This window comes from Leptolyngbya sp. FACHB-671, from assembly GCF_014695745.1.
In the GTDB taxonomy this organism is placed as follows: Bacteria; Cyanobacteriota; Cyanobacteriia; order Elainellales; family Elainellaceae; genus JAAUTN01.
In genome coordinates, this window is record NZ_JACJOV010000129.1 from 92462 (window position 1) to 109552 (window position 17091).

Below are 17091 nucleotides of genomic sequence, written 5' to 3' on the forward strand. Positions count from 1 at the left end.
AGCACAAGCACAGCTTGCAGTAAACAAGTATTCTCTATGTTCCAGACCAGGCTCGCGAAAGTGAACCTGGGGATCGAGCACTACTGGCAACAAACTCAGACCCGGTGCGTCAATTTCCTGGACGGGCGATCTCTCCCCCGTAGATAGTTCTAGAGATGGTCTGGAGCGATGCGAGTAATTTGGCGATTGCGAACCTCCATCTCTCTCAGCAAAAACTCACCACCTGGCAGCAAAATCTGGGCATGACGAATCAATAGATGGGTAATAACAGATGGGTAACACTAGACATGATTAGCTATAGTTTCTACGAGTAGTCAAATTTGTTTGTACAGTTGAAGTAGAGACAAAGTAGTTATAAGACCAATTTTCTAACGTTCTAATCAAAATTCTGGTCAAGGCAATCTCTAACTACTAGGCTAAAATCCTGATTCAACCTAAAACCTGCAGCTTAGTGCCTAAAATCGCTATATTTTTGTGGCTAGTACAGTTTATGACCCGTTTTCAGCAATCCGTGCCTGATAACTTTGACCACAGTGAACACAACGGTGCTAATAGTTTAGAGCCCTCAATGCCTACTCCATCCGACCACAACCCCAATCCAGAAGCCGAGCTTCATCCTGTAACTAATCAGCCTGTTCCCATCAGCCCATCAGAGGCAGATGGCTCACAGTTACCAGTTGCTCTCGAGCCACCGGGGGGACATCACAAAGTCGCAGAAAATCCCTGGATAGAGGGGCTAAAGACGATTGGACTGAGTGCAATTCTAGCCTTTGGGATTCGTCAAATTGTGGCAGAGGCCCGCTATATTCCTTCTGAATCGATGCTGCCAACCCTGGAAGTCAACGATCGCCTGATCGTGGAGAAAGTCAGCTATCGATTTAGTAATCCTGAGCGGGGAGACATTGTGGTGTTTTGGCCGACAGATCGGCTGAAACAAGAAAACCCCTCGATGAAAGACGCGTTCATTAAACGGGTCATTGGTTTACCGGGAGAAACTATTGAGGTTCGTGGAGGGCGAGTTTATGTAAACGGACAAGCCCTGCGAGAAAACTACATCGCTGCTGAACCAGAGTATCAGTGGGGTCCAGAAGTCGTGCCCGAAGATTCTTACCTGGTTCTAGGTGATAACCGCAACAACAGTTACGATAGCCACTTCTGGGGCTACGTTCCACGAGAGAACATTATCGGCAGAGCTGCTGTGCGCTTTTGGCCACCCGGACGAGTTGGAGAGTTAGGACCGGAGCCGGAGTATCGGGAGTAGGATTTTAAAGGTTAGCTTTCGTGCGGGAAGCGGATGAAAAATTAACTTTTTTACAAAAGCATTCCAGCGATCGCTGCTGTCATAAAACAAGCTAGCGTGCCTCCAATCATGGCTCGAACGCCTAAGCGAGCGAGATCATGTTGGCGATCGGGAGCAATTCCGCCAATGCCCCCGATTTGAATGCCAATGGAGCCGATGTTGGCAAAACCGCAGAGGGCATAGGTGGTAATGATTGCGGCTCGTTCTGAAATGGTGGCGGTTGCCTCTGTGCCTGCGGAACTGGCACCTGCGCCAATCAGTTCGCTCAGGTCTAGATAAGCAATGAATTCGTTCAGAATCGTCCTTTTACCCAGTAAGGCTCCTACCTGAAGACAATCTGCCCAAGGAACGCCCATTAGCCAGGCGATCGGGGCTAGCAGGTAGCCGAGAATCAGCTCCAGGGAAAGGTTGGACAGACCAACTAAACTGCCCAACCAGCCCAACAAAGCATTAAACATTGCCAGCAGGGCCAAAAATGCAATGATCATGGCGGCAACATTGAGGGCAAGCTTTAAGCCGTCGATCGCTCCACTTGCAGCGGCATCAATTACATTGACAGATGTACGCTCGACTTTTATCTTGATATCGCCCGCTGTTGGTGAATCTTCGGTTTCGGGGTAAAGCAGCTTAGAAATTGCCAGAGCAGCGGGGGCAGACATCACGGATGCGGCGATCAGGTGCTCTGCTGGAATACCGAAGGAAACGTAGGCTGCCAGTACGCCACCTGCTATGGTCGCAAACCCACCCGTCATCACAGCATGTAGCTCTGACTGGGTCATGGAAGAAACGTAAGGCTTAATCAGCAGCGGTGCTTCGGTTTGCCCGACAAAGATATTGCCTGCTGCTGAGAGCGATTCCGAACCCGAGGTTCGCATGGTTCGCATCATCAACCAGGCAATCCATTGGACGACGCGCTGTAAGATGCCGTAGTGATAAAGCACACCAATGAAGGCGGAGAAAAAGATGATAGTTGGCAAAACTTTGAAGGCAAAGAAGAAATCTTCAAAGTTTTCACCAAAGACAAAGGATGCGCCTGCATCGGAAAAGTTGAGGAATTGCGTCACTAAATTGCCGATGAATTCAAAAATGGCAAAGCCAACAGGAGTTCTGAGGATAAATAGGGCAAAAAATAGCTGTAGCGCAACTCCCCACAGCACGGGCCGCCAGCGTACAGCTTGCCGATTGGTCGAAAACAAATAGGCGATCGCAATGAAAATGAGCAGCCCGAACAGTGAAATGAGACGCTCCATAAGCTTTCTGTAGTGGTAGATGTCCCGCTTAGTATTTTCCTTTCCAGGCAGATGGCTGCTGAAATTTGTATATATCTTGGATGACCTGAACCCAACCGTCAGATACGGAGTCAAGCAGGCGATCGCCCTTTTCTTTAGTTGCCACTGTTGGATCGCCCAACACGCCACTCTGGCTTAGATCACGAGTCGTCCAGGCAAAAGGCAATTTTCCTTCCATGCTGAGTAAACTCTCTTCGGGCAACCCATGAGGATACTCTGCTACCGCTTTCTGCATTTGTACCTGGTCGGGCAAAATCGAGAGCATCAGGCTCGTTTCGGCATCACCTGCATGAATGCCCAGTTCTTTTTCCTTGGGCGAAAGAAACTCACTTGCACAGTGAGGCACTCGCCAGGTAAATAGGGGAAATACCATGAAATCTTCGTGCTGCTGGTGCAAATCTCGCGCCACAATTTCTATGACTTGAGGCTGTCCACCGTGGGAGTTAAGCAGCACCAGTTTGCGAAACCCCGCACGATACACGCTTTCAGCAACCTCAGTCAGAGTCGCGATTAAGGTTTGAGCGCTCAGGGTAATCGTTCCTGGAAAGTGCCAGTGCTCATTGGATTTGCCGTAATACAGCGGCGGCAACGCATAGGCAGGAATCTCAGAATTCAGTTTTTCTAAGGCCTTTCCCAAGACCGCTACCCCAATTGCGGCATCCACGATCAGCGGCAGATGCGGGCCGTGTTGCTCGATCGCCCCCACGGGTTGAAGCAACACCACATTTGCCTTGTCGGGCATCGCTTGAACCTCAGTCCAGGTGAGATATGGAAAGAACCTGTTAGGTGGAATAAAGCTATGCATACAGTCCCCGTAGTCACAATCGGGCATTGCTGATGTGATGTATGAATTTCGTAGGGGCATGGCAATACCATGCCCCTACAGAGGGGATCAAGATCCGTAAATCATACCCACATTCAGTAACGCTCACGCTCGTATTCTACAAAGTCGAGGTGACTTCAGACTGTAGCGAAACGTCACTTCAGTCATCTACTGCAATCAATGCAATCAAGATTGAGAGCGAAACCTTCAGGTTTCACCCTTAATGCTTCAGAATCAGTAACCCAATTATCCGTTGTAGTCGATGTAATCGGTGCGTCGGGTTCTAGGTTGGGCAGGTGGTAAGAACTGCTGCTCAACGTAGGGATAGGAGGGGGGAATGTTGGGCTGATGAATGATGTGAGTGGTGTTTCGAGGTGGCTGGCGTTGGGGTAAGAGCAACACAATGATGACGCAAATAAAGACGACGCTGCCGCCTACGATCAGCACCAACACTAAACCGCCCACCATCCAGAGGACACCCGACTGAGAGGAGTTTTGATCTAGAGAAGTCTCATCTGCTCGTCGAGTCGTAATATCTGCAACAGATTGCTGTTGTTCTTGAAGCTGAGCCAGGACTTGCTCAATCTCGTCTTCCTGGTTTTGCAGGCGCGACTCTAACCTTGTGATGGTCGTTTCCTGATCGTCTAGCTTGTCTTCTAGAGCATCGGCGATCGCCCGCTGTCGGTCTAATTCTCGCTGCAACTGAGAACTATCAGAATCTCCTAGCCCGCTAGCTGAAGGGGGAACGGGTAATGGCGACTGCTGCTCTGTCACAGCCGGAGAAGACTGCATCTCAGTGGGGGACGAAAACGGCAAACCTGCTCGTAGCAACAACACTGCTGCGAATCCTGTGACCGCACAGCCAGCTAAAAACGCCGTAGTATCGCTCATGGTTTTGATAATTTTGCTGCGGTTAAACTACGGCAACGAAACCAGATACTCTATTCACCCCTTGACCCAGCCCTCGACTAAACCTGACCTGATGCATAAAGTCAACCGAGTAGATGCAGGATAAATACTAACACCATACTCTGCTCTATTCTTACCTCACCAGGATTTTCCGACAATTTAGACAGGCGATCGCAAAAAAAATTAATTTAGTTGGAGCCACTAGTTCTGGGTTGAAGTTCCATTGCCTATCAGCCATCAACCGTTAGTCATCACCCATTGAGCGCTGGGGCAAAAGCAGAATTTGGTCATGGGGGTCACATCGCTCCAGCTCCTGACGGATCTCTGCCTCAGAAGGATTGTCATTTTGCATGAGGAATTGCAAGAACTTGAAGGTCGGCGCGTAAGTGCGAAAGTAGCCACCGTGTACATCAATCTTGCCCAGCAGATAAGGCAGGATGTTTCCCAAATCGATCAGCAGGGCTGTGAATGGATTTAACCCCAGCCCGATCGCATTCACACCCACCATTCTGGAGCAGTCGAGATAATTGAAGCTTTCAAACAAGTCATAGGCAGACGTTGCTTCGACTGCCCGTCTGGAGAGCAGCGCGTTGCGAATCCACAGCATATCCTTTGGTTTGTTGGCTCGTCTGAGGTAGATATTGCCCAAGCGCAAACCTGACATTTCAATGCTGGGTTCGGTAAACCAGTTGCTCAAGATTGAGAGGTAGCGCAAGACGATATCGCGATCGCTCGACATCAGGTAAATTTGCTCACAGCGCCGAATTGCCGAGCGGACGTAGTTATTTCTGCCTTCCTGAATTAGCTCTAGCGGAATGTCTGGAGATGCCAGGATCAGCTTGCCTAAATCCAAGCATTCGCCCATTTGCTTTTCTTGCTCGGTGGCGCGATCGTCTTTACCAAAGCGATCGGACAGGACGCGCAGGGTGTTGACGACAACTAAACCACCCATGCTGTGTCCGACCAGGTTAACTTTAGTGCGAATGCTTTTGGGTAAGTCAACCGACTCTTTCAGGGAAGCCGCAGGGGCCTGAAGCTGCTTGAGAACCCGATCGAGCCGCCAAAAAAACTCTGCTAAATCAGGCGCACCATAGTGAACGGCTCGATAGCGATCGCGCTGATAGACAACTGCCCGCAACAGCCCAAAAGCAAGTAGCCACAGCACAAATACAATGACTGGAAAAGTCCAATACCAGCGAACCTGTAAGGGCAAAACTAGATCATAGAGCAATGCCAAAAGGAGGCTGGGCAGCAAACTGATGACAAAAAGACTGCCGACAAACTTGAGCAAAATTCCAACATTGCTAACCAGGTCTTTGAGCAGCCCCAGGTTAAAGAAGGGCTGTTCGCTGGGCCAGTGATAGCCGACGTAGAGATGCTGCGCTGAAATCGTGTTGGTGCCTTGCAAGGCATCTGCCTCCTCAGCAAAGCCGTCATAAAAGCCCTTAGCGGGGGTGGCATAGCCATGAGTCCGCAGGGTCAGCGTGTTGACATTCTGTTTCTGAATTGTCCGAGCTAGCTCGTCTATGTTGAACAGGGGGCGAAAGCGATGGTTGGGCGGTAGCCGCCGTTCGACCTTCAAAGATACAGAAGCAGTGCTGACGACCAAGTAGACGTGAGGATTCTGGCGATCGCCATACACCTCAAAGTTACGACTGATTGCCTGAGTAAACTGTTTTTGCTTCCAGCTATTCAGGGTTTTGATCACAAACGCTTCGTTTACTTCTTGGCAGAAACCAGGATATTTTTCGTGACATTCACCCAGATTCTGAAAGTCATTGTGGAGCTGGCAGTAGATCAGCAATTCCTGATGGAGCGCTTCAGCGATCGCTGCTTCAGTCGATTTGCCTGCATAGGTTCTGGCATCAGCCCCATACTCAGCCCTATAGGCAAGCTGCACGATACGAGCCTTTGTCCACCAGTCTGAGAAGGGGGCTGAGTTGCGAATGATGCCGCCGAGCCAGCGCTGATCGACCTGACTGGCTTCGGCGTTTTTCCACCGAAACGGTAGGGATTCAGAAGTGTAGCAGCGCTCAACGCTCATGGGTTTCTATCCAACTTAGCGAATTTCATCCAGCACTTCTTCTACCTTTGCCACGCCTTCGGCATTGTTTTGCTGTTGATAGAGCGTGAGTGCCTGTTCTAAATTGGCGATCGCTTCGTCAGTGCGATCGCGCCCTTGCAGCGCCAACCCTAGCTCATAAAATCCTTCTGGATTTTGAGGGGCAAGCTCGACCAGCCGCCGATACGCCACAATCGCCCGCAGATAATCTCCCTTTTCCAACAGAACGCTGCCGATCAGGGCTTGTGCCTCTGGTGAATTTGGTTCTGCTGAAGCACCCCGCTGATAGGACGCAAGCGCCTGGTCTAAATTTCCTTGAGCCCTAAAGATGTCACCAATTTGCAAGTGAATTTGAGCATTGCGCGGTTCCAGGCTAGCGGCTTGTTCAAAAGCGGTTAGTCCATTCGCAAGGTCACCTGAATTTACCAGAGCTACCCCTAAATTTAGCTGAATACTGCCCCGGCGCGGGTTGAGCTGCAAGGCCCGTCGGAGGGTCTCCACTGCTTCTGTATACCGTTCTTGCTGAATTAGCACAGACCCCATTGACTCAAACACGACTGCATTGTTGGGGTTCAAAGCTGCTACCTGCTGATAGGCTTGCAGTGCGCCTTCATAGTCTTCTTGCCGAACTAGTACAACCCCCAAGCCGAGGTAAGCATCAACGTTGTTGCGTTCTAGCTGAGTGCTTCGGCGGTATGCTTCGGCAGCTCCGCTGTAGTCCTCCAGATTTGCCAGGCTGTAACCCAGGGCGTAGTAAAAAGCGGCATTATCATTGTCCAGGGCGATCGCCTGCTGATAAGCCGTTGCCGCCTCCTGGTAGTTATTTTGCCGCGCCTGCAAGTAGCCGATTCCTGAGAAGATGCGGGCATTTTCTGGGTCGATGCTAGCAGCTTGCTGATAGGTCGCCAGTGCTCCTGCATAATCTCCTGCATTAACCTGTTGCCGCCCTTGCCGCAGCAGGTCATTAAGCTGCCGATTATTATTTTGCGCCAGCAGAACACCCTGCGTTTGCCGACCCTGTACCTGAGCTTGAGTGGGTTGAGCGATCGCCCCCAACAGCCCTGACATGACTACACTGGCTGTCAATGTCATCAATGCAGCCGATCGTGGCCAATTTATGGCTTGACAGATGGCACCACCGACAGCTTGTTTATTCACAGCTTGCTTATTCACAGCCAACCCCGCGCATTTCCTACCGTTGTTTACTTTGTTGATTAGCTACAGCGATCTGAAAACCAGATCAGGACTCATTTACGATGACAGGTTAAACGGATTTCTAGAACAGAAATCTACCGAGAAACATATCCAGACACAAGACCTTGACTCCCGAGCATGATTTGATCCGCTTGATCGTTGTCTGATCGCAGAATGGTAGTGTCATGAAAGAATCTTGTGAGAGGGCAAGGGAATGATTTTATCAACAACTGACGTAATTCAGGGAGCAGTGGTCGAATCTTACCTGGGAGTCGTCACGGCAGAAGTGGTTTACGGCAGCAACGCGCTGAGAGATTTTTTTGCTGGAATTCGCGACATCATTGGAGGGCGCACTGCCAGCTACGAGCGAGTGTTTGAAAAGGGGCAGCAAGAGGCGATCGCCGAACTGGGGCTACGTGCTGAGCGACTAGGTGCCAATGCAGTCATCGGTATCGAAATAGATACAGGCACCATTAACATTGACGAAACTGGAGCCCTGTTGCTGATTACCGCCACCGGAACAGCCGTCCGGCTGCGCTAATAGAATTCTCCCTTCCGAAAGAGCAGTGACCTCCCCTCAGGGGAGAGAAAAAGAGCAGTGGACTGATCCTAAAGTAGAGGCTCAGATAACTGCTAGAAAAACGAATTGGCAAGGGAGTTCACTTGTATGACATATGCAAATCGGCCCGGTGTAGTAGAGCCTGTTGTTGCAGCCACAGATTATCATGACCGGGTTAGATGGGGTCCCATCCTTGCTGGTCTGGTTATTGCCTTAGTCTCACAGTTGATTTTGAGTGCGCTTGGAGCGGCGATCGGTCTAACGACGCTTGCAGGTTCAAACGCACCTAACAGTGCTGCTGGAGAGGTGGGCACCGCTGTTGGCATCTGGACAGTCATCAGTTTATTAATCTCGCTATTTTTGGGTAGCTGGGTGATGGCTCGGAGTTGCGGACCCATGAACCGCAACACTGGATTGCTAAATGGTGCAATCCTTTGGGCAACCACTTTAGCGCTCAGCGCATGGCTGCTTACCAGCGGTGTGTCGGGACTGTTTGGTATTGTTGCGTCTAACGCTGGAGAAGTCATTAATCAGGTGCAGCCTGCCGGTGGTGTAGAAGTTCCTGACCCCAGTGTAGCTAATACAACACCTCAGGAAACCCGCGACATTGCAGGCAACGCTGCTAAAGCAGGTTGGTCGTTTGTAATTGGTTCTTTGTTGAGCTTAGCCGCTTCCCTGATTGGGGCTTCGGCTGGTACTCGGACTCCTCGCGTTGCAACGTATGTAGAACGCTAGAGGTACAGACCGCAGATTTAGTTGTGGTGTCTCTCCATTAGCACGTTTTACAAACTTGGGTAAGACGTGCTTTTTCTATAGATGTGTTGTGTGAAGGGTAGCGTGGCTTTGCCGGGCTACCCTTCACGCTTTAAAGGAGTGATTAGCTTCTTTACGATTTCGTATAGCTGCTGCACAGATCTCGTAGGATGCGTTATGCGATCGCCGTAACGCATCATTCACCACTCGGTGCGTTACGCTATCGCTAACGCACCCTACATATTAATGAGCAGAGTTTACGCCCTTTAAACTGGAACCCCTAATACCCGCAAGATCATCGGTAAGAGTTTGCTACACGCCTCTACAATCTCTGCCGTCTCTGGTAAACCCTTTAAAGTCGCCTCAAACATCTTCTTTGCCCTTCGCGCCAATCCCTCCTTCTGAGCGGGTTCTTCGGTTTGCTGCGCTGCTGCTAAGTTTTGCACCTGCTCTAGCAGGTCGGCTTTGTCAGGGTTGGGCAGGTCAGCGTCGGTTTCGATCGCCGCTTGCAGTTGAGTCAGTAGCTCTTTTAGAGTGGGGCGATCGCCATCCTCACTATCCGGCAACTGGTTAATTGTATTCGTCACGCTGCCACTGATTTCGCCCAGGTTGAGCGTTGAACCTGTAAGGTTCAAATCTCTGCCCACATGGATGTTTTGGCTAGAATCGTGAGTTTCCTGCACGGCTTGACCTCCTCCAACGAGTTGATTAAAAATCTGTGCCTTTTGCGCGGTCTGTGCCAGAGCCACTTCTTTCAGATCAGCGGCGTGGAGCTGTAGCTGCTCTACTCTGGCTTCTAGCTGTTGAATTTTGTCGGCATAAGATGCTTGTAGACTGCGAGAAATTTCGGCTTTGTCAGCCGTATCAGCAACTTCCAGGGTGACTAAAGCATCGTTGCCCTTGCGCTCAATTGCCTGAATTGAGTCAGGGCTGATGTCGGGATGCTCTGTCATCAATTCTTGGAAAGCCGCAGCAAAGGCAGTACTGTTCATGCCATTGCGAAACAGCACTTGCACCACATTGATCATCTTGCGATAGAGCTTCTCAAAGTCTCCGGGTTTGAAAAGCTCATCCGGGTCGTGGGGGCGACGTTCGCGGTTGCCCAACTCGTTGGGATGCTCTAGCAAAAAGACATACTGACAGTCCACCTGATCGAGCTTGGTCGTGTGGTCAATGTTCCAGGCTTCCAGGCAGGCTCCGGTGAGGTAAGCCTGGGTGAAATCGATGCCAATCGCCAGGACTTCGCGCAAATTGGCATCGCGCAGGTTAGCTTGCTGCAAGGTAGCACCGCTCAGGTCTGCCCATGTCAGATTAGCGGCGTTTAGGTTGACCCCATTCAGGTTTGCGCCCCGCAGATTTGCATCGACATAAGACTTTTTGTATCCGTTGCGGCTGGTGAGCAAGTCGAGAACGGCTGCATTGGTCAGGATGGAATCGCCAACTCTGGCTCGATCTAGCTTTTGGGCAGTGTGCCAACAAACGTGAGTCAGCGTTGCCACCCGAAAGTTAGTACTTTTCAGCGTGGCGCGGTTGAAGTTAGCGCCCGTCAGGTCAGCCTGAACAAAGCAAGTGCCGCCCAAAGCCGCAAACGCAATACCAAAGCTGCGAAGCAGGGCAAACTTTTCATCGCCTTTGAGCGCACGACGACTGCAATAGAGACCCAGCAGCAGACTTGCGAATGCGACTGCGGATGCGAATGCGACTGCGGATGCGGATGCGATTGCGGATGCGGATGCGACTGCGCCTGCGACTGCAAATGCGAATGTGCCTGCGACTGCAGATGCGACTGCAAATGCAAATGCAAATGCAAATGCGACTGCCACTGCGACTGCGACCGCGAATGCGACTGCGCCTGCAAATGCGAATGCGACTGCCACTGCAAATGCAACCGCGACTGCCACTGCCACTGCGCCTGCAAATGCGACTGCCACTGCAAATGCGACTGCCACTGCGCCTGCGCCTGCGCCCGCAAATGCGCCTGCAAATGCGCCTGCCACTGCAAATGCGCCTGCTATTGTAATCGTGCTAACTGCATTAGCCGTGAATCCTTGACGAGCAATTGCAAAAAATACAAATCCAACAAACACCAGGAGAGTAATGCCTGGAATGACGGTAATTTCGTCAATCGTTGAGGAATCAAAGAGGATCGCAATAAAAACTGCGTTGAGAAGGGTTGCGGTAAAGTTCAGCAGAATTGAAAGAAGCAAGGAAAGCACGAGCTGAGCGACCAGCCAGCGTCGCTGCACTCCAGCCGTAGCCCGCGTAAAGTTTGCTCCCTGTAGCTGAGCCTGAGCAAAGTTTGCACCGCGAATATCCGCCTCGCTGAAGTCTGCCCCAGAGAGATCCTGTCCCTTAAACGACTGCCCCCGCAGGTTGGCGCGGCGAAAGTCTCGTTCTCCGGCAGCGTAACGGCTCAGAACTTCGCTGGCTTTCATAGGGGCGAGGGAGGGAGAGGCTGTTGTTTGATACAGCGATAGCATAAAAATTTCGGCAGAGGAAGGTCTCTCCTGAATCTTTTGCCTCGTTTTCAGGCTCCGCCTGGAAATGCTGCTTATGCGGAATCCGTTTTGCAAAGAAGCACGATTGGGTGTACGGGCGAAGCATTCGCAAAAGAATTGTGTCAGTAGCAGGGATTGTGACCGAATGCTTCGCCCGCTGCCACTACTCTACAGACGGATTGCCAATCCCTAATCCCCAATACCTAAGCGCTAAAATACTTCGCCACTGGATGGTGAGCTACGATCGCTGTCGTCGATTGCTCTGGATAAAGCTGTTCGCTTTCGTCCATGTGCAGATGAATGCGATCGCCCCCCAGCAATTCCAGTAGCTTGTACTGGTCTTGGATGTTGGGGCAAGCCGGGTAGCCAAAGCTATAGCGTGAGCCACGATAGCGCTGCGCCAGAATATCCCGCAGATTATCCGGCTCCTCAGCAGCAAAGCCTAACTCCTGACGGATTCGAGCATGAGTCCACTCTGCCACTGCTTCTGCCACCTGCACCGCTAGCCCGTGGAAATAGAGGTAGTGGGTGTATTGGTTGGAGCCAAATAGCTTTTGAGCATATTCCGTGGCAACTTCACCCACCGTGACGGCTTGCATAGGGAATACATCGATCAGTCCGCTCTCTTTAGATGCATAGAAGTCCGCAATGCAGAGACGACGGAGCGATCGCTGACGCGGGAAGTTGAAGGTGGCAATTGCTTCCGATTCCCCTTTTTGCAATACGTCTACAGGAATTGCCGGATCATATAGGTGAAGCGAATTTCCTTCAGCCTGACAAGGGAAATAGCCATAAACCACCTGAGGATGCAGCAAATTCTGCTCTACAACCTGCTGTTTCCAGGTTTCCAGAATTGGGTAAACCTTGTCTGCTAAGAACTGGTCATAGTCCTCACGAGACTGCTCTTTGGGTTTGCGGAATTGCCACTGTCCTGCAATCAATGCCTGCAAATCTAGATAGGCAAACAGTTCCTCAAAGGGAATGTCTGTGGGCTGCAAGATTTTGGTACCCCAGAAGGGAGGAGCAGGGGGAGTGAGCAGGGGAACGGCTTCGGAGCGTCGGGTGTCTTCAGGAGTTTGGGGGCTAGAGGCTAGGGACTGGGGGGTAGGGGTTGGAGGGGATTGGGGTTGTGCGCTGGTTTCTGGCGTACTGACTTCGTTGAGGAAGCCCTGGAGGTCGTCCCAGTTTGCCTGGGCTTTGGCGGGCATCAGTTTGTCCATGAAGTGCAGATCTGAGAAGGCATCTTTGCCATAGATCACTTTGCCTTTGTAGGTGTTTTGGCAATCTTCGTAGACAAATTTGGGGGTGAGGGCTGCGCCACCCAGAATCACAGGAACGGTGATGCCGCGTTCGTTGAATACCTCCAGGTTTTCTTTCATGAAGGCGGTTGATTTGACCAGCAAGCCGCTCATAGCAATGCAGTCGGCTTTATGGGTTTCGTAGGCGTCAATGATGTTGTCAACGGGCTGCTTGATGCCCAGGTTAATCACCTTGTAGCCGTTGTTCGACAGGATAATATCGACTAGATTCTTGCCGATGTCGTGAACGTCGCCTTTAACGGTGGCAATGATGAAGGTGCCTTTTGCCTGACTGGAATCTTCCTTTTCCATGAAGGGTTCCAGGTAAGCAACGGCGGCTTTCATCGTTTCTGCGGATTGCAGCACGAAAGGAAGCTGCATCTGCCCGGAACCAAACAGTTCACCGACGACTTTCATGCCATCAAGCAAAAAGGTGTTGATGATTTCTAGGGGCGGGTATTTTTCTAGCGCTTTGGTGAGCTGTTCTTCTAGCCCAATTCGTTCACCGTCAATGATGTGGCGGGTGAGCCGCTCTTCCACAGGCAGGTTTTCGTCTTGGCTGCGATCGCGCTTCGTCGTCGCCCCTTCAAACAGTGTGGTTAACTCTGCTAGCGGGTCGTAAACGCAAATATCCCCTTCAAACTTACGCTCATCAAAGATCAGTTGACGGCACACTTCCTGAGGTTTGGGGTCAATCTTGGCGAGCGGCAAAATTTTGTTAGGGCTGACAATTGCCGCATCTAGCCCCACCTCCATCGACAGATGCAAAAACATCGAGTTCAACGCCATCCGTGCCGCTGGATTCAAACCAAAGGAGACATTGGAAATGCCCAAAACAATGTGACATCCCGGTAACTCTGCCCGAATTCGCTGGATTGCATCGATTGTCGCTTTGCCATTCGCCCGATCCTCTTCAATCCCGGTAGAAATGGGTAACGCTAAGGGGTCGTAGAAGATTTCGTAAGCTGGAATGCCAAACTCTAAAGCATCTCGGTAGGCGCGTTGGGCGATCGCAAATTTCCTCTCCGCTGTTCGCGCCATCCCTTCCTCATCAATCGTACCGACAACGACTCCCGCGCCGTACTGCTTCGCTAGTTCCAACACCTTAAAGAAGCGCTCGTCGCCGTCCTCGTAGTTGGTCGAGTTGAGCAAGCACTTGCCGCCTGCCACCTTCAGCCCCGCTTCCATCTTTTGCCACTCAGTCGAGTCCAGCATCAGCGGCAGCGTCACATTCGTCACCAGGCGCGACACCAGTTCTCGCATATCGCGCACCCCGTCACGTCCAACGTAGTCAACGTTGACATCCAAAACGTGCGCCCCTTCTCGCACCTGCGCTTTTGCCAACGACACCAACCCATCCCAATCTTCCGCATTCAGCAAATCCCGACACTTCTTCGAGCCACTCGCATTCAGCCGCTCTCCAATAATTAGAAAGGAGTTGTCCTGGTCGTAAGGCTGAGCAGTATAGATCGAGGCCGCAGCAGGGGTGTAGTTGGGGGAATAGGGTGTGGGGTGTAGGGTGTGGGGTATGGCAGCTTGTTCCCTAACCCCTGCCTCCCTAACCTCCCGTTGCTTCGGAGTCAGCGTTGGCGCAACTTCTGCTAACTGACGAATGTGATCGGGTCGGGTGCCACAGCAACCACCAACCACTTGCACACCCAAATCTTCAACGAAGTGCATCAGAGCCATTCGCAGTTCCAGAGGGGTGAGTTTGTAGTGAGCGTGTCCACCAACGTTTTCAGGAATTCCAGCATTGGGAATGCAGGAGATGACGAAGGGCGAATTAGCAGACAAATAGCGAATGTGTTCTGCCATGCGATCGGGACCAGTAGCGCAGTTTAGCCCCAGGATGTCAATTGGGTAAGGTTCCAGAATAGACAACATGGCGCTGACATCGGAGCCGACCAGCATCGTGCCCTGAAGTTCCATCGTCACGGAAACCATCAGCGATCGCCGCTCTCCTTTCTTCTGGAAGACCTCCTCGATCGCATTCAGCGCTGCCTTAATTTGTAGTACGTCCTGGCAAGTTTCCACAATGAATAGATCTACGCCGCCGTCAAACAGCCCCTCTGCCTGCTCTGCAAAGGATGCCTTCATCGTGTCGTAGTCGATGTGTCCCAATGTCGGCAGCTTCGTGGTTGGGCCCATTGAGCCTGCGACAAATCGCGGCTTTTCAGGCGTAGAGTACTCCGCTGCGACCCGTTTTGCTAATTCAGCCGCTCTTTTGTTGAGCGAGTAAGCCTGATCTGCCAGGTCATACTCTGCTAGCACGATAGAGGCAGCGCCAAACGTATCAGTTTCGATCACGTCTGCCCCGGCTTCTAAAAATTCTCGGTGTACCTGTTCCACCGCTCCGGGCTTGGTTTCTACCAAATACTCATTGCAGCCCTCATATTCTGCGCCGCCAAAGTCCTCAGCCGTCAGGTTTTGTGTCTGAAGTGACGTACCCATTGCCCCATCAAACACAATTACAGGGCGATCGGGGCTATGTAGGCGGGAAAGAAAAGAATTTGTCGTCATAAGGGGAAATGACCTTTGGGCAGAAAATCCAGATAAGTTCTAGATTATCAACCTCACCCCATTTCTGCTGAGCATAGGATGGAAATACGCAATGTTTGCTGTCTAATTGTTGAAAATTTAGGATGACTCAGAATCTCAATCGATATGGGGTAGTGCTAGTTACAGCCGCTTCAAAGGCAGAGGCAGAGGCGATCGCCCAAACCCTAATTCAAGCTCGTCTTGCAGCTTGTGTGAGCCTCATGCCGATTCAGTCGGTCTACACCTGGCAGGGCAAGGTTCACCAGGAAGAAGAATGGCAACTGATGATTAAAACTGACCTGAATCAATTTGCTGACGTGGAAGCCAAAATTCGCGAAATTCACTCTTACGAAGTTCCCGAAATTATTGCTCTTCCAATTTTGGCAGGTTCACAGCCTTATCTAAATTGGATCGCTGAGCAAACCCAGCCCGTGAAAGAAGGATAGAGAGGCGGTAGTCCTAAAAATCAATAAGCTTTTGCTATGAGAGCTTAACCCGCATAACAAAAGCTTATTAATTGATATAGGCTTCAGCCTTTACACAGCTGCGCCTGACAGTAGGTGAGATGCTGCTTCTTTGAGCAGAACGGCTTTGTCGGTTTGCTCCCAGGGAAGGTCTAGATCGGTGCGTCCGAAGTGACCATAAGCTGCAACGTCTTGATAGAAGCGTCCGTCGCGATCGCCCGGTAGCCGGTTCAGGTTAAATTCCTGAATGATTCCCGCAGGGCGTAGCTCAAAATGCTCTTTAACTAGCTCAAGCAAGCGTTCATCATCAATGGTACCAGTACCAAAGGTTTCTACCATGATGCTGACCGGACGAGCCACACCAATTGCATAGCTGAGTTGAACTTCGCACTTTTCTGCTAGCCCTGCTGCCACGATATTTTTTGCCGCATACCGGGCTGCATACGCTGCACTGCGATCGACCTTTGTGGGATCTTTTCCAGAGAAAGCGCCACCGCCATGACGAGAATAGCCGCCATAAGTATCAACAATAATTTTGCGCCCGGTTAATCCAGAATCGCCCTGAGGACCACCGATTACAAACTTGCCTGTTGGGTTAACCAAGAAGCGAGTACTTTCGTCTGGCTTGATATCGATATCTGCAAAAACAGGCTGTACAACTAGTGCCCAAAGATCTTTTCTAATCCGAGCCTGTACTGCTGCCTCATCTGTGATGTCGTCGATAGTTGCAGTGTGCTGGGTTGAAACCAGAATTGTATCGATTCCAACAGGCCGTCCCCCTTCATAGGCAACTGTCACTTGAGTTTTGCCATCGGGGCGCAAGTAAGTTAGTTGTCCTGTTTTGCGAACTGCTGCCAGTTTGCGCGAAATGCGGTGTGCCAAACTGATTGGCAAAGGCATTAACTCTGGAGTCTCATTGCAGGCAAAGCCAAACATCAAGCCCTGATCGCCTGCGCCTACTGCATCTAGCTCTTCTTCGCTCTTCTGCTCTCGGGTTTCCTGAGCCTGGTCAACACCTTGGGCAATATCAGGAGACTGGGCATCCAGGGCAACCATGACCGCGCAACTATGGGCAGAGAAGCCATTAATCGCGTCAGTGTAACCAATTTCGGCAATTTTCTGCCGTACCAGGTCAACATAATTAACCTGAGCTTTGGATGAAATCTCACCCGTGACCAGCACCAGACCTGTGTTGACGACAACTTCAGCGGCAACCCGGCTAGCAGCATCCTGTGACAGAAGAGCATCCAGGATGGTATCCGAAATTTGATCGCAGATCTTGTCGGGATGACCTTCAGTAACCGATTCAGAAGTAAAGAGGTAGCGACGAGACAAGGGCAATGACCTCTCTTAGGCTAGATGGACAAAAAGATAGGGATAAGAATGGAGATTACCATACTTAGG

Annotated in this window: 12 protein-coding genes; 4 read left to right on the forward strand and 8 right to left on the reverse strand. The window is 51.1% G+C overall.

Features of this window, described 5'->3' with window-relative positions; translation table 11 throughout:
- Window positions 1–490 precede the first annotated feature (490 nt).
- Window positions 491–1261, forward strand: coding sequence for a signal peptidase I (gene lepB, locus H6F93_RS19200; protein ID WP_524537971.1), 771 nt, complete (start codon window positions 491–493; stop codon window positions 1259–1261).
- 50 nt (window positions 1262–1311) lie between these two features.
- On the opposite strand, the gene H6F93_RS19205 is transcribed toward lepB, so the two are convergent.
- The 5 genes from H6F93_RS19205 to H6F93_RS19225 form a co-directional block, all read right to left on the reverse strand.
- On the reverse strand, window positions 1312–2550 hold the full coding sequence (locus H6F93_RS19205; protein ID WP_190684020.1) for a NupC/NupG family nucleoside CNT transporter: 1239 nt from the start codon (window positions 2548–2550) through the stop codon (window positions 1312–1314).
- Between the two features lie 28 nt (window positions 2551–2578).
- Window positions 2579–3454 carry a creatininase family protein gene (locus H6F93_RS19210; RefSeq protein ID WP_524537972.1) on the reverse strand — a complete coding sequence of 292 codons (876 nt, stop codon included), beginning with the start codon at window positions 3452–3454 and terminating at the stop codon, window positions 2579–2581.
- A 204-nt stretch (window positions 3455–3658) separates the two neighbouring features.
- Window positions 3659–4303 (reverse strand): hypothetical protein, encoded by a 645-nt coding sequence (locus H6F93_RS19215; RefSeq protein ID WP_190684023.1) that lies wholly within the window; start codon window positions 4301–4303, stop codon window positions 3659–3661.
- A gap of 262 nt (window positions 4304–4565) precedes the next feature.
- Complete coding sequence (locus H6F93_RS19220; protein WP_190684027.1) at window positions 4566–6365, reverse strand: alpha/beta hydrolase; 1800 nt, start codon at window positions 6363–6365, stop codon at window positions 4566–4568.
- A gap of 15 nt (window positions 6366–6380) precedes the next feature.
- Entirely contained in the window at window positions 6381–7556 is a 1176-nt protein-coding gene (locus tag H6F93_RS19225; RefSeq protein WP_206755749.1) for a tetratricopeptide repeat protein, read from the reverse strand.
- 235 nt (window positions 7557–7791) lie between these two features.
- On the opposite strand from H6F93_RS19225, the gene H6F93_RS19230 reads away from it, so the two are divergent.
- Complete coding sequence (locus H6F93_RS19230; RefSeq protein WP_190644456.1) at window positions 7792–8118, forward strand: YbjQ family protein; 327 nt, start codon at window positions 7792–7794, stop codon at window positions 8116–8118.
- A gap of 126 nt (window positions 8119–8244) precedes the next feature.
- Window positions 8245–8871: a hypothetical protein gene (locus H6F93_RS19235; protein WP_190644455.1), complete on the forward strand. Its 627-nt coding sequence runs from the start codon at window positions 8245–8247 to the stop codon at window positions 8869–8871.
- Between the two features lie 284 nt (window positions 8872–9155).
- On the opposite strand, the gene H6F93_RS19240 is transcribed toward H6F93_RS19235, so the two are convergent.
- Window positions 9156–11324 carry a pentapeptide repeat-containing protein gene (locus tag H6F93_RS19240; protein ID WP_190684030.1) on the reverse strand — a complete coding sequence of 723 codons (2169 nt, stop codon included), beginning with the start codon at window positions 11322–11324 and terminating at the stop codon, window positions 9156–9158.
- Between the two features lie 266 nt (window positions 11325–11590).
- Window positions 11591–15205 carry a methionine synthase gene (metH, locus tag H6F93_RS19245; protein ID WP_190684033.1) on the reverse strand — a complete coding sequence of 1205 codons (3615 nt, stop codon included), beginning with the start codon at window positions 15203–15205 and terminating at the stop codon, window positions 11591–11593.
- Between the two features lie 122 nt (window positions 15206–15327).
- On the opposite strand from metH, the gene cutA reads away from it, so the two are divergent.
- The gene (cutA, locus tag H6F93_RS19250) at window positions 15328–15669 is read left to right on the forward strand and encodes a divalent-cation tolerance protein CutA (protein ID WP_190684039.1); all 342 of its coding nucleotides are present in this window, start codon (window positions 15328–15330) and stop codon (window positions 15667–15669) included.
- A 90-nt stretch (window positions 15670–15759) separates the two neighbouring features.
- On the opposite strand, the gene metK is transcribed toward cutA, so the two are convergent.
- Window positions 15760–17022: a methionine adenosyltransferase gene (metK, locus tag H6F93_RS19255; RefSeq protein WP_190644450.1), complete on the reverse strand. Its 1263-nt coding sequence runs from the start codon at window positions 17020–17022 to the stop codon at window positions 15760–15762.
- Between the last annotated feature and the right edge of the window lie 69 nt (window positions 17023–17091).